The sequence below is a fragment of the Arthrobacter sp. Y3221157 genome (genome assembly GCF_059089865.1).
The window spans coordinates 1-12,445 of sequence record NZ_JBNHFD010000039.1 but is presented as its reverse complement, the minus strand read 5'-3'; the positions used below and the strand labels follow the sequence as shown (position 1 = coordinate 12,445).

The following is a 12,445-nucleotide window of genomic DNA, read 5'->3' as shown; positions in this document are numbered from 1 at the left end:
ATGCACCTTGGAGGGGCAATTGTTTTTCGAGTCACGCGCCAAGCAGAACGACCGGCATCAACACTGCCAGCTAGTCCCAGACCAGCCGCTGTAAGAACTTAAAGGGGGGAGATGGCCAGCAGCACTCCCCCGGCAGCCCCCACCAGCACCACCACCCACGGCGGCGCCTTCCATGCGATGAGCAGGACGAAGCAGACCAGGGCCAGGCAAAACGGCCCGGGCCCGGTGATGGCCGTGGTAAACACCGGGTTGTAGAGGGCCGCAGCCAGGATCCCCACCACTGCGGCGTTCGCCCCCCGCATCAGCGCCTGCGCCTGCGGCCGGGTCCGGAACCTGTCCCAGAACGGAAGCACGCCTGCCAGCAGGAGGAAGCCGGGCAGGAAGATCCCTGCCAGGGCGACGGCGGCACCGGCAACGCCGCCCGGGCCTGCGGTTGAGAGCGTGCCCAGGTAGGCCGCGAAGGTGAAGAGCGGGCCCGGAACCGCCTGCGCTGCACCGTAGCCGGCCAGGAACTGCTCCGGCGTCACCCATCCGGGCTCCACGGCGCCGGCCTGGAGCAGGGGCAGGACCACGTGCCCGCCGCCGAACACCAGCGCGCCGGCACGGTAGAACGCATCGAAGAGGGCGAGGCCGGCCGATCCGGTGGCCAGGGCCAGCACGGGCAGCCCCACCAGCAGCACTCCGAAGAGAACCAGGCAAACCGCCCCGGCACTCCGGCTGACCGGGAACCGCAGCGTGCCCGTCACGTCGCCGATCCCGGCCCGGCAAAAAAACATGCCCGCCAGTGCACCAGCGGCGATCGCAAGCACCTGCCCCAGCGGGCCCGCCAGCAGGACCACGGTCAATGCCGCCACCACGGCAATCGACGCCCGTTCCCGGTCCGGCGTCAGGGCCTTCGCCATCCCCCAGACGGCCTGCGCCACGATCGCCACAGCCACGATTTTCAGCCCGTCAAGAATTCCTGAACCAAGAACCCCCTGGAACAGGGAGGCGCCGGCGGCGAACGCCATCAGCAGCACGGCGGACGGTAACGTGAAAGCCAGGAACGCAGCCAAGCCGCCAACCGGTCCGGCGCGGTGCAGCCCCAGGCCGAACCCCACCTGGCTGGAGGCGGGCCCCGGAAGGAACTGGCAGAGCGCCACGAGGTCCGCGTATTCCTTGTCATCCACCCACTTGCGGCGCTCCACCAGTTCGTCGCGGAAGTAGCCCAGGTGCGCGATGGGCCCGCCGAAGGACGTCACGCCCAGCTTCAGGAAAACCCGGAAGACCTCCGCCGCCGAACCACGTGAAGTAACCGTGGCCGTCACAGGGCCGTCACGAGTCCGGCAACCCGGTCCAGCGCGCCGGGAACCACCGAATAGTAGGCCCAGGTGCCCCGCTTTTCACGGTGCAGCAGGCCCGCATCCACCAGGATCTTCAGGTGGTGGGAGACGGTGGGCTGGCCCAGGCTGAGCGGTTCGGTGAGGTCGCAAACGCACCGCTCGCCCGCCTCCCCCGCTTTCACCAGCGAGAGCAGCCGCACGCGGTTGGGATCCGCGAGTGCCTTGAAAACCAGCGCGGCCTGCTTGGCCTCCTCCACCCCGAGGGCTGTTCCGGCCGGCGGCGGGCAGCAGGAAGGGTCCGTCCCCGTGACGGACTGGGTCAATGGAAGGGCAGCGGTCATGGACACCATTATGCCGCCATATCGACCTTCATCAATATGGCGGCATAACGGTCTTGGGGATGGAACCGGCTACGTGGGGGGTTGCGTATCTGCCGGTTCCTCGCGGTGGGGGATCACCACGTTGTCGGCCGCCTGGCCGGCGGCGGGAAAGAGGGCCAGGAGGAGTCCGAGTCCGACGGCGGCGCCCGCCAACTGCGCCAGGACGAACCCGGGCACGGAGCCAGGCGCGATTCCCGAGAAGGTGTCGCTGAACATCCGGCCCACCGTCACGGCGGGGTTGGCGAAGGAAGTGGAGGAGGTAAACCAGTAGGCCGCGCCAATGTAGGCACCTACGGCCGGGGCGGCCAGCATTCCTTGGGAGGTCCGGGCCAGGGCGAAGATCAGCAGGATGAGCCCGGCGGTGGCCACCACTTCGCCCAGGACATGCCCGCCGGTGAGGCGCTCCTTCGTGGAGATGGAGGTCCCGACGTCGAACATTGCGTTGGCCAGCACGCTCCCCCCGACGGCCCCGGCCACCTGGGCCGCAGCGTAGGCGCCGACCTCCGGCAGCGTCAGGCCATTGCCACTGCGCCGGCCGAGGGCCCAGTCGGCCAGGGAGACGACCGGATTGAAGTGCGCGCCGCTGACCGGCCCCAGCATCAGGATGAGCACTGTCAGGCCCAGGACCGTGGCGGTGCTGTTCTGGAGCAGCTGCAACCCGACGTCGCTGGGGGAGAGCTGCTGGGCCGCGATCCCGGAGCCGACAACGACGGCCACCAACAAGCCGGTGCCGAGCAGCTCGGCCAGGGCGCGGCGCCAGAGGGGAGGCTGGGGTGTGTGCATGCAACCAGCTTGACCCATGGGGATTACCTCAGTCAAACTTGAGTCAATGGAAACTGAAGTAAGCACAGGATTCCGGCAGCGGCTTGCCAGGCATGCCGCCCTGGCCGACGCCGGCCGGCTCCGCATCGTGGACCTGCTGACGCTGGGCGACCGCTCGCCGTCGGAACTGCAGGCGGAGCTGGGAATGCCATCCAACCTGCTGGCCCACCACCTGCGCATCCTCGAGGACGCGGGACTGGCGGCGCGGCACCGCTCCGAGGCAGACCGGCGGCGAAGCTACATCCGTCTGGTCGGCGGGTCGCTGGAGGACCTGGTTCCCGGCAGCGAGCACACGGCACGTCGTGTTCTTTTCGTGTGCACCCGCAACAGTGCACGCTCCCAGCTTGCGGCGGCCCTCTGGCGCCAGGCCAGCGGCATTCCCGCAGCATCGGCAGGAACGCATCCCGCGGACCGCATTTCCCGCGGCGCCCTGGAGGTGGCCGTACGCCATGGGCTGGACCTGGCCGACGCCGCACCGCAGCAGCTGGACCAGGTCATGGGCGAGGGCGATTTCGTGGTGACCGTCTGCGACAACGCCCACGAGGAGGTTCCCGGCCTGCAGGGGGTTCACTGGTCCATCCCCGACCCCGTCAGGCGGGGTACGGCCGAAGCCTTTGAGGAGGCGTACGGGCAGATTTCACACCGCATCAGCGATCTGGCACCCCGCCTCACCGCGGCCTGAGGAACACATTGACAATCATCAATATCCAGCGCAATACTCCCTATATCGATCGTCATCAATATTTCGCTACTGATGGGATCGGGCGGGAGCACAACCACCCGGCACGGCACCTCCCGCCGTACGTCATCACTAGGAGAACAGCGTGACCACCGAGACAGCCAAGAAGCCCTCCGTCCTTTTCGTCTGCGTCCACAACGCAGGCCGTTCACAGATGGCGGCCGCCTTCCTGACGTCCCTGTCCAAGGGCGCCGTGGAGGTCCGCTCCGCGGGATCCCAGCCCGCAGACAAGATCAACCCCGCCGCCGTCCAGGCCATGGCGGAGGTGGGCATCGACATGTCCGCGGAGGTTCCCAAGGTCCTCACCACAGAGGCCGTCAAGGACTCCGACGTAGTGATCACCATGGGCTGCGGCGACGAGTGCCCTTACTTCCCCGGCAAGCGCTACGAGGACTGGGTGCTGGAGGATCCGGCAGGCAAGGGCGTAGAATCCGTCCGCCCCATCCGGGACGAAATCAGGACCCGCATCGAAGCCCTCATCACCGAACTGGTGCCCGCGCAGCACCCGGACGCCCAGTAACTCCAGGAGATCTCCATGACGAACGAACAGCTGATCATCATCGGCTCCGGCCCCGCGGGCTACACCGCAGCCATCTACGCCGCACGAGCAGGCCTGGCACCGCTGGTGCTGGCCGGCTCGGTCACCGCGGGCGGTGCGCTGATGAACACCACCGAGGTGGAGAACTTCCCCGGTTTCCCCGGCGGCATCCAGGGCCCGGAGCTGATGGACGGCCTGCAGGAACAAGCCGAGAAGTTCGGCGCCAAAGTGGTGTTCGACGACGCCACCTCGGTTGACCTCAAAGGCCACCTCAAGACCGTTGTCACCGGCAGCGGCGAAACCCACCAGGCCCCGGCCGTCATTCTGGCCACCGGCTCGGCCTACAAGGAACTCGGCCTGCCGGAGGAGAAGAAGCTCAGCGGCCACGGCGTCTCCTGGTGCGCCACCTGCGACGGCTTCTTCTTCCGCGACCAGGACATCATCGTGGTAGGCGGCGGCGACTCCGCCATGGAGGAAGCCACGTTCCTCACCCGGTTCGGAAAGTCCGTGACCGTCGTCGTACGCCGTGAGGAACTGCGGGCCTCCCGGATCATGGCGCAGCGGGCCAAGGACAATCCGAAGATCAACTTCGCCTGGAACTCCGCCGTCACCGCCATCCACGGCAACGGCAAGGTCACCGGCGTGACCCTCACGGACACCCGCTCCGGCGAAACCCGGCACCAGGCGGCCACCGGAATCTTCGTGGCCATCGGCCATGTCCCCCGGACCGAACTGGTGGCCGGCCAGGTGGACCTGGACGCGGACGGCTACATCAAGGTGGACTCCCCCACCACGGTGACCAACCTTTCCGGCGTCTTCGCCTGTGGCGACGCCGTAGACCACCGCTACCGCCAGGCCATCACCGCCGCCGGGACGGGCTGCGCCGCCGCCCTGGACGCCGAACGCTACCTGGCAGCCCTGGACGACGCAGACAGCATCGCCACGGCGCTGGTCGAAGAACCTACCCACAGCTGACAACCCGGGCAGGAAGGGGGTGGGCTGAATGAACACGGATTGCTGCGGCGACAACGGTTGCTGCGACGACGACGATCAGGACTGCTGCTAGCCCCTGGTCCCCTTCCCCGCCACGAACAGATGAACGAACAGGAACCGCCATGGAGCACACCCGCACCCTCCCCGTTGCAGTGATCGGCGCTGGGCCGGTGGGACTTGCCGCCGCAGCGCACCTGTTGGAGCGCGGCCTGGAGCCGCTGGTTTTCGAGGCAGGTCCGACGGCGGGGGCGGCCATTGAGGGCTGGCGCCACATCCGCCTGTTTTCGCCATGGCGGTTCAACATTGACGCCGCAGCCGTGCGGCTGCTTGGGGCATCCGGCTGGGAAGCGCCCCGGCCCACCGCCCTGCCGTACGGCGGCGAGCTTATCGACAACTACCTCGCTCCCCTGGCGGCACTGCCGGCGATGGCCACACGGCTGGAGACCGGCGCCCGGGTAGTGGCCGTGACCCGGCAGGGCATGGACAAGACCCACGTCCGCAACCGGGACACCACCCCCTTCACTGTCCGGGTGGTTCACTCCGACGGCGAAACCCGCGACCACACCGTGGCTGCGGTGATCGACGCCTCCGGCACCTGGTCCACCCGCAACCCGCTGGGCACCTCCGGACTGCCGGCAATCGGCGAGGAGGCGGCCGCGGCCCGAATCTCCTCTCCCCTGCCCGACGTGCTGGGCCGGGACCGCAAGGCCTTTGCGGGCAAGCGCGTCCTGGTGGTCGGCGCCGGACACTCCGCTGCCAACACCCTGCTCAACCTAACCGCCCTGGCCAAAGAGGCACCCGATACCAGGATCCTGTGGGCCATCCGTGGCGCCTCCCCGGCCAAGACCTACGGCGGCGGGGATGCTGACGGGCTGCCGGCCCGCGGCCAGCTCGGCGCCCGGCTCCGCCGCCTGGTGGAGGCGGGGACGATCGAGCTGCACACCGCCTTCGGCATCAGCGCCTTCAAATTCCTGGACTCCGGCGTCACCGTCGGCGCCGTGGACGGCCGCAACCTGGAGGTCGACGTCGTGGTGCCCTGCACCGGGTTCCGGCCGGACCTGGACATCCTGCGCGAACTCCGGCTCAACCTGGACCCCGCCGTCGAGGCACCCCTGGAACTTGGCCCGCTGATCGACCCGGAATTCCACTCCTGCGGCACGGTGCCGCCGCACGGCGCCAGCCTCCTGGCCCACCCGGACAAGGACTTCTACATTGTGGGCATGAAGTCTTATGGCAGGGCCCCCACCTTCCTGCTGGCCACCGGCTACGAGCAAGTCCGTTCCGTTGCCGCTGCCCTGGCCGGGGACCGTAAGGCCGCCGACACCGTCCAGCTCGAACTTCCCGAAACCGGTGTCTGCTCCACCGATGCCGGAACCAGCTGTGATGTTCCCGCTGCCCCGCCCGCAGCCGGCGCTGTGGAGGCCGGCGGGGAGTCCGGCTGCTGCGCCGCTCCCGAACCGGTCCTGGTGGGCTTTCCCACCGGCCTCGCCCACGGCCGCTCCGCCGAAATCTGAAAACCCAAGCCCGCAAAGGAAGCCATGACTAACGCAGTTCCCGCCACCGCCGGGGAAAAGAAGCCCGCTGTCCTGTTCGTCTGCAGCAAGAACGGCGGCAAGTCGCAGCTGGCCGCCGGGCTGATGCGCCAGCTCGCCGGCAGCAGCGTGGACGTTTTCTCGGCCGGCACGAAGCCGGGAAAGGACCTCAACCCGCTCGCTGTTGAATCACTGGCCGAGCTCGGCATCACTGTGGAGGGCGAGTACCCCAAGCCCGTCAGCGAGGAGGCGCTTGAGGCTGCGGACGTGGTGGTGGTCCTGGGCACCGAGGCCAAGCTGGAGCCGCACGAGGGCACCCGCTTCGAGCTCTGGGAAACCGACGAGCCCTCGGAACGCGGCATTGAAGGCATGGAACGCATGCGCCTGGTGCGGGACGACATCCGGTCGCGGGTCCAGAAGCTGCACCAGGACCTCACCGCTTCCTGAGACACCTGCGTGATGGACAACCAGGACCGGTCCGGCGGGTCCATGGGGCCCGCCATCCTGGCCGTGCCCTGGGAATGCCCGGAGCACCTGGTGCTGACGGCTGCAGAATTCGCTGGCGCCATGGACCTTCACCTCGTCTGCGCCTTCGTTGATCCCGCGAGCTACCTGGTGGAGTGGGCGCCCGAGCTGCCCGGGGCCTCGCTGGACCCTGCCGTCAACGATGAGGCGGCCTACCCCTCACGGGAAGTCTATGGGCGCCTGCAGAAAATCCTGGCCGGGACCGACGATGTGGAGTGGTCCTTCCGGGTCCTTAACGGCGCCGTTGCCCCGGCGCTGATGCGGCTGGCAGACAGCCTTGGCGCTTCCCTGTTCATTGTGGGCGGCCGCCGCCCGGGCATCCTGTCCCGGTTCGAGCGGGTCCTGGAAGGCTCAGTCGCGGAGGCCCTGGAGCACTCGCAGCGGCGTCCCGTTGTGGTGGTTCCGGCGGTTGGCCACTAGCCAAACAAGCGTGCGCCGCCCCACAAAAAATGCTTGGTGGGCAATGCCCCTGTCAGTACACTTAGCTTATTCATCCGGCGGGCTGGGGACCAGCAGCGACGCTCCTCCGGAGGGAGCCTGTTAAGGCGCGAAGGCGGCACCCATGCACGGAAACCGGAAGCTCCCCCGCAGCATCTGCGAGGAAGTTGCCCATCTGGAGCTACAACTGCAGGTCCTTGAAATTATTGACGAAATCCTCAGCGGAACCGCCGCCTGCGAGGCCGATGCCCGCAGCTCGCTCCGATGGTACGTCAGCGCCAATCCGGGGCAGCCGCAGCGCGCCCTGTTGATGCACATGCTGAGCATCCAGCGCTCTGATCACACCTGACACAGAAAAAACACCCTGCTGATACACTGCGGCAACCTCCTGACGGCAAGCTGTGCGTACGGGGATACAACAGCAGGAGGCAGCCCATTATGGAGGCACAAGGAGTACGCACGGACCAGCTCCGCATTGGAGACCACATCGAGGCCTGGCACCGGGGCAGGCTTTTCCACCGCGGCCGGGTGACCGGCGTGGTGCCCGCCCTCGAACTGTTCTGGATCCTGGACGCGAGGACCGGCACCCGCAAGCTGCTGGACCCCGAGGCCTTGGAGATCCGGCACGTGGAAGAGCCCGTGGAGCAACCGGCCCGGCCGGCCACCAGGCTCGAACCTGCATAACGTCCGGAGGCAGGGGTAGGGTCAGTCCTGGAATGCTGCTGCGGCAGAAACGACGACGAAGGAGCACACCGTGATTGGATTCATCGTTGCCGGGCTGATCATCGGGGCGCTTGCCCGCCTCATTAAGCCGGGCAAGCAAAACCTGGGCCTGCTCGCCACCCTGCTGCTGGGCCTGGCCGGCTCAGTGATCGGCGGAGTGGTGGCATCGCTGCTGGGGACCGGGGATATCTTCGAACTGAATTTCCTGGGCTTCATTGTGGCCGTCATCGCCTCGGTGCTCCTGGTGGGCACCGCCGAGGCAGTGACCGGCCGGCGGCGGTCCGTCCGCCGCTGACCTAGGGGAAGGAACCCTGACGGCCTAAGGCAGGAACACCCCGACGGCGGCGCCGGGCCTACGCCCGCAGCGCGATGGCGAGTGCCGCCGCCGGGGTGTCCTATGCCCGGTCCTGGTAGACGTCCGGGACGCCGTCCTGGTCCGCGTCCACCTTCTCCAGTTCCTCCGCCTGCCGGTACTGACGGTTCCTGGTCCGCAGCACCACGGTGGCCAGCACGGCGGCGAGCAGCGAGGCGGCGAGGATTCCCACCTTTGCGTGGTCGTCATGGAGGCTGCCGTGCCCGAAGCTGAGCTCGGCTACCAGCAGGGACACCGTGAAGCCAATGCCGGCCAGCAGTGCCACCCCGAAAACGTCAATCCATTTGAACGAGCTGTCCAGGGTTGCCCTGGTGGCTTTGGTCAGGATCCAGGTGGTGCCAAGGATGCCGATCGGCTTGCCAAGCACCAGGCCCAGGATAATGCCGAGCGCCACCGGGTCGGCCAATGCGGAGACCAGCCCGTCCCAGCCGCCCACGGCCACGCCTGCCGAGAAGAACGCGAATATGGGGACGGCGATACCGGCGGAAATGGGCCGGAAGCGGTGCTCGAAAATCTCCGCCAGCCCGGGCCCGGCCTCCGGACCGCCACCGGCCTGTGACCGGATGACCGGTACGGCGAAGCCCAGCAGAACGCCGGCCACGGTGGCGTGGATGCCCGAGGCATGGACGAGAGCCCAGGTCACCACACCCAGCGGCAGCAGGATCAGCCAGGCGGCCGGAGCCTTCATGCCGAAGAAGTAGCGGAACCGGTGTGCCAGGAACGCGTAGACCGCCAGCGGAATAAGGGCCAACAACAGCGGCGTCACATGGAGGTCGCTGGTGTAGAAGAACGCGATGATGCTGATGGCAATCAGGTCATCCACCACGGCCAGGGTCAGCAGGAAGATCCGCAGCGCGCTGGGCAGGTGGGAGCCGATAATGGCGAGCACGGCGACGGCGAATGCAATGTCCGTGGCGGTGGGGATGGCCCAGCCGCGCAGCGTCTCCGGGCTGGCGAGGTTGACGACGGCGTAGATCACCGCCGGGACCACCACGCCGCCCACCGCGGCGGCCACCGGGACGATCGACTTGCTGATCTGCCGCAGGTCGCCGGCCACGAATTCGCGCTTGAGTTCCAGGCCCACCAGGAAGAAGAAGATGGCGAGCAGGCCGTCCGCAGCCCACGCACCGAGGCTCAGCTCCAGGTGCCAGGGCTCGTAGCCGATCTTGAAGTCGCGGAGCGCGAAGTAGCTGTCCGAGGCGGGGGAGTTTGCCCAGACCAGGGCGATGATTGCCGCCGCCACCAGCAGGGCGCCGCCCACTGTTTCCTTGCGAAGGATCTCCCCGATCCGCAGGGCCTCGGAGTAGGAGCCGCGGGCAAAGACCGTGCCCCGGGGCGCGGCGGGCGGCGGTGTGGATGGCGGGGTGGAGTTCATGAAGGAGTCCTAACGTTTGGGCTCGACAAAATTACTGCCGACCAGACTTCCCGGCGCACCTTCGATCCATTCTAGGGGCGGCTATGCGGGCACCAAAATGCAGCAGCCCGCTGATGCGGGTCCCCCAGCCCCGCGGTCACCCCGCCCGGCGCCGTGAACCGGACTGCCGGCCTTCGGCGGCGATGGCCCTGACGGCGTGGTCAAGGTAGTCCCGGGCCTCCACCGAGTTGGCCAGCTTCACGAGCTCCGCGGCCACCACCACCAACTTGACGTTCCGGTGGCTGCTGGTGCTCACCAGCATCTTGAAAGCATCATCAGCGCCCATCTTCAGCTGGCCCATCAGGATGCCCCGGGCCTGGTCCACCACGCTGCGGGTAGAGGTGGCACCCGCCACCGCATCCCGTGCGGTTTGCTCCGTTTCCCGCTGCAGGGTGGTGGTGAGGTCCACCATCACTCCCTCCATGGCCGCGACCTTGCCTGCCTCGTCCAGGATGCCCTCACCCGACGTGAGCACCCGCCGGGTCCGTCCCCTCGCGTCAATGATCCGGTGGTACATGGCGAAATAGCCGCCGGTTTGTGCAACCTGGGCAACGATTGCCTCGCACCGCGGACGGTCCTCGGGATGCTTGTGCGAGTACAGCAGCTCCAGCGTGGGCACCACGTCTCCCCGCCGGTATCCGTGCAGCTGGTACATTCCGTCCGACCAGGAGACCTTCCACCCGGCCACGTCCACATGGAAGGTTCCGGCGGTACATTCGTTGTCGCCCAGGGCGCTCGAGTACGTGTATGGGCCGGTCGGGTCCGTTGTCACAGGGGCCACCTCCATGTAGCATCCAGCACCCGCGGCGGAACAGATCAGTCCGAGGGGCGCTACTACCAGTATGGCCGGGGCGGACTCCTACGGGTAGGGCACGGACCACCACCTGCGGGAACCAGGGGGTTTTCCACCGGCCTGGACGCCTTGACGCGAATACCCCCTAGGGGTATTCTCGTCGTGTTGTCAGTGAAGTGGTATGTCCCGGCGGTACCACCGCCTCCACAGCCGTTCAACCCCAGCACCCTGCTTACCAAGGACTCATCCTTCGTCAAGGAATGGAACTGACATGAACCTCGAACACCGCACAGCGCTCCCCCTGGCATCCTCCAACGGCTGCAGCTGCTGCTCCCCCGCAGGCCACGCACCCAAGACCACGGCCGCCGTCGCACATTTCCCTGAAGCGCCCGTCCGCACCGCCGTCACCACTGCCGGGTATTCCCTGGCCGCCTCCTGACCTCTTGCGCTTCTAAGGGCACTGCCCGGCGCAGCACCAGTCCTCCAAGGAGGAAACCATGCAGGACCACACGCACCACCCAACGCACCATCACGACGACGGCAGCCAGGAAGGCGGGACGCTCACCCGCCACACCGCCGCCCCCGAGGGGCACCACCAGCCGCCACACCAGCACCACGGCGACGACGACCACACCGTCCACACGTCCGGCCAGCACGCCGGGCACAGCACCGCCATGTTCAAGAACCGGTTCTGGCTCACCCTGGCGCTGTCCGTCCCTGTGGTCTACTTCAGCCCGATGGTGGGCCACATCCTGGGGTACATGGCGCCCATGTTTCCCGGCTCGGCCTGGATCCCGCCGGTCCTCGGCAGCGTCATTTTCCTGTACGGCGGGCAGCCGTTCCTCAAAGGCGGCCTCCAGGAACTGAAGGACCGGCGGCCGGGGATGATGCTGCTCATCGCCATGGCCATCACCGTGGCCTTCGCGGCCTCCTGGATCACCAGCCTGGGGCTGGGCGGCTTCGACCTGGACTTCTGGTGGGAGCTCGCGCTGCTGGTGGCCATCATGCTCCTGGGCCACTGGATCGAGATGCGCGCCCTGGGTTCGGCGCAGGGCGCCCTGGACGCCCTCGCCGCGCTGCTGCCCGACGAGGCCGAGCGCGTCACCGATGGCGGCACCGAAACGGTCCCGGTCTCCGAACTCCGCCCGGACGACCTGGTCCTGGTCCGGCCCGGCGCCCGGATGCCCGCCGACGGAACAGTAGTGGACGGGCAAGCGGAGTTCGATGAATCCATGATCACCGGCGAGTCCAGGACGGTTCCCCGGGGCCCCGGCGCTCCGGTGGTGGCCGGAACCGTCGCCACGGACAGCAGCGTCCGGGTCCGGGTCACGGCCGTGGGCGACGACACCGCACTCGCAGGAATCCAGCGGCTTGTGGCCGAAGCCCAGGCTTCGTCCTCGCGCGCGCAGGCGCTGGCTGACCGGGCGGCAGCGTTCCTCTTCTACTTCGCCGCCGCCGCGGGCGTGCTGACCTTTACCGCCTGGACGCTGCTGGGCAGTGTTCCGGAGGCGGTCACCCGGACCGTGACCGTGCTGGTGATCGCCTGCCCGCATGCCCTGGGCCTGGCCATTCCGCTGGTCATCGCCATCTCCACCGAGCAGGCCGCCCGGGCCGGCGTGCTGATCAAGAACCGGATGGCTCTGGAACGCATGCGGACCGTTGACGTTGTCCTCTTCGACAAGACCGGCACCCTCACCACCGGTGAACCAGAGCTGAAGGACGTGGCAGTGACCGAGGGCATTGACGCCGGCCAGTTACTGGCCCTCGCCGCGGCCGTCGAGTCGGACAGCGAGCATCCCGTGGCGCGGGCCATCGTCCGCGCCGCCCGGGAACGGAACCTGGCGCTGCCGGCC

The 12,445-nt window shown here is 67.9% G+C and carries 16 protein-coding genes; 11 read left to right on the top strand and 5 right to left on the bottom strand.

The annotated features are described in order from the left end of the window. Positions 1 to 98: 98 nt before the first annotated feature. The 3 genes from chrA to AC5RTT_RS11590 are packed head-to-tail and all read right to left on the bottom strand — an operon-like array spanning position 99 to position 2,485. Positions 99 to 1,307 (bottom strand): chromate efflux transporter, encoded by a 1,209-nt coding sequence (gene chrA, locus AC5RTT_RS11600; RefSeq protein WP_494145311.1) that lies wholly within the window; start codon positions 1,305 to 1,307, stop codon positions 99 to 101. Continuing rightward, positions 1,304 to 1,672 carry an ArsR/SmtB family transcription factor gene (locus AC5RTT_RS11595; protein ID WP_494145310.1) on the bottom strand — a complete coding sequence of 123 codons (369 nt, stop codon included), beginning with the start codon at positions 1,670 to 1,672 and terminating at the stop codon, positions 1,304 to 1,306. The genes chrA and AC5RTT_RS11595 overlap by 4 nt, the downstream gene beginning before the upstream one ends. Before the next feature lie 60 nt (positions 1,673 to 1,732). Then, a complete protein-coding gene (locus tag AC5RTT_RS11590) occupies positions 1,733 to 2,485 on the bottom strand; it encodes an aquaporin (RefSeq protein ID WP_494145309.1) in 753 nt (250 codons plus the stop codon). A gap of 46 nt (positions 2,486 to 2,531) precedes the next feature. Here AC5RTT_RS11590 and AC5RTT_RS11585 point away from each other — a divergent pair, with 46 nt between their 5' ends. From AC5RTT_RS11585 to AC5RTT_RS11545, 9 genes are all read left to right on the top strand, one after another. Beyond that, a complete protein-coding gene (locus tag AC5RTT_RS11585; protein ID WP_494145308.1) occupies positions 2,532 to 3,206 on the top strand; it encodes an arsenate reductase/protein-tyrosine-phosphatase family protein in 675 nt (224 codons plus the stop codon). Positions 3,207 to 3,348: 142 nt separating this feature from the next. Next, positions 3,349 to 3,783: an arsenate reductase ArsC gene (locus tag AC5RTT_RS11580; RefSeq protein WP_494145307.1), complete on the top strand. Its 435-nt coding sequence runs from the start codon at positions 3,349 to 3,351 to the stop codon at positions 3,781 to 3,783. Between the two features lie 15 nt (positions 3,784 to 3,798). After that, positions 3,799 to 4,776, top strand: a complete 978-nt coding sequence (trxB, locus tag AC5RTT_RS11575; protein WP_494145306.1) for a thioredoxin-disulfide reductase — start codon at positions 3,799 to 3,801, stop codon at positions 4,774 to 4,776. 140 nt (positions 4,777 to 4,916) lie between these two features. Continuing rightward, the gene (locus tag AC5RTT_RS11570; RefSeq protein WP_494145305.1) at positions 4,917 to 6,308 is read left to right on the top strand and encodes an FAD-dependent oxidoreductase; all 1,392 of its coding nucleotides are present in this window, start codon (positions 4,917 to 4,919) and stop codon (positions 6,306 to 6,308) included. 24 nt (positions 6,309 to 6,332) lie between these two features. Continuing rightward, on the top strand, positions 6,333 to 6,773 hold the full coding sequence (locus tag AC5RTT_RS11565) for an arsenate-mycothiol transferase ArsC (RefSeq protein ID WP_494145304.1): 441 nt from the start codon (positions 6,333 to 6,335) through the stop codon (positions 6,771 to 6,773). Positions 6,774 to 6,785: 12 nt separating this feature from the next. Continuing rightward, positions 6,786 to 7,271: a universal stress protein gene (locus AC5RTT_RS11560; RefSeq protein ID WP_494145303.1), complete on the top strand. Its 486-nt coding sequence runs from the start codon at positions 6,786 to 6,788 to the stop codon at positions 7,269 to 7,271. Between the two features lie 142 nt (positions 7,272 to 7,413). Further along, positions 7,414 to 7,638, top strand: coding sequence for a hypothetical protein (locus AC5RTT_RS11555; RefSeq protein WP_494010063.1), 225 nt, complete (start codon positions 7,414 to 7,416; stop codon positions 7,636 to 7,638). 89 nt (positions 7,639 to 7,727) lie between these two features. Continuing rightward, on the top strand, positions 7,728 to 7,973 hold the full coding sequence (locus AC5RTT_RS11550) for a hypothetical protein (protein ID WP_494010062.1): 246 nt from the start codon (positions 7,728 to 7,730) through the stop codon (positions 7,971 to 7,973). A 70-nt stretch (positions 7,974 to 8,043) separates the two neighbouring features. Continuing rightward, a complete protein-coding gene (locus tag AC5RTT_RS11545; RefSeq protein WP_494145302.1) occupies positions 8,044 to 8,307 on the top strand; it encodes a GlsB/YeaQ/YmgE family stress response membrane protein in 264 nt (87 codons plus the stop codon). A 100-nt stretch (positions 8,308 to 8,407) separates the two neighbouring features. Here AC5RTT_RS11545 and nhaA read toward each other — a convergent pair whose 3' ends face one another. Together nhaA and AC5RTT_RS11535 are read right to left on the bottom strand one after the other, a co-directional pair. Further along, entirely contained in the window at positions 8,408 to 9,760 is a 1,353-nt protein-coding gene (nhaA, locus tag AC5RTT_RS11540; RefSeq protein WP_494145301.1) for a Na+/H+ antiporter NhaA, read from the bottom strand. A gap of 136 nt (positions 9,761 to 9,896) precedes the next feature. Then, positions 9,897 to 10,571 (bottom strand): PAS and ANTAR domain-containing protein, encoded by a 675-nt coding sequence (locus AC5RTT_RS11535; protein ID WP_494145300.1) that lies wholly within the window; start codon positions 10,569 to 10,571, stop codon positions 9,897 to 9,899. A 292-nt stretch (positions 10,572 to 10,863) separates the two neighbouring features. On the opposite strand from AC5RTT_RS11535, the gene AC5RTT_RS11530 reads away from it, so the two are divergent. Both AC5RTT_RS11530 and AC5RTT_RS11525 read left to right on the top strand, forming a co-directional pair. Then, positions 10,864 to 11,031, top strand: coding sequence for a hypothetical protein (locus tag AC5RTT_RS11530; protein WP_494145299.1), 168 nt, complete (start codon positions 10,864 to 10,866; stop codon positions 11,029 to 11,031). 58 nt (positions 11,032 to 11,089) lie between these two features. Then, a partial coding sequence (locus AC5RTT_RS11525; RefSeq protein ID WP_494145298.1) for an HAD-IC family P-type ATPase occupies positions 11,090 to 12,445 on the top strand: 1,356 nt, incomplete at its 3' end.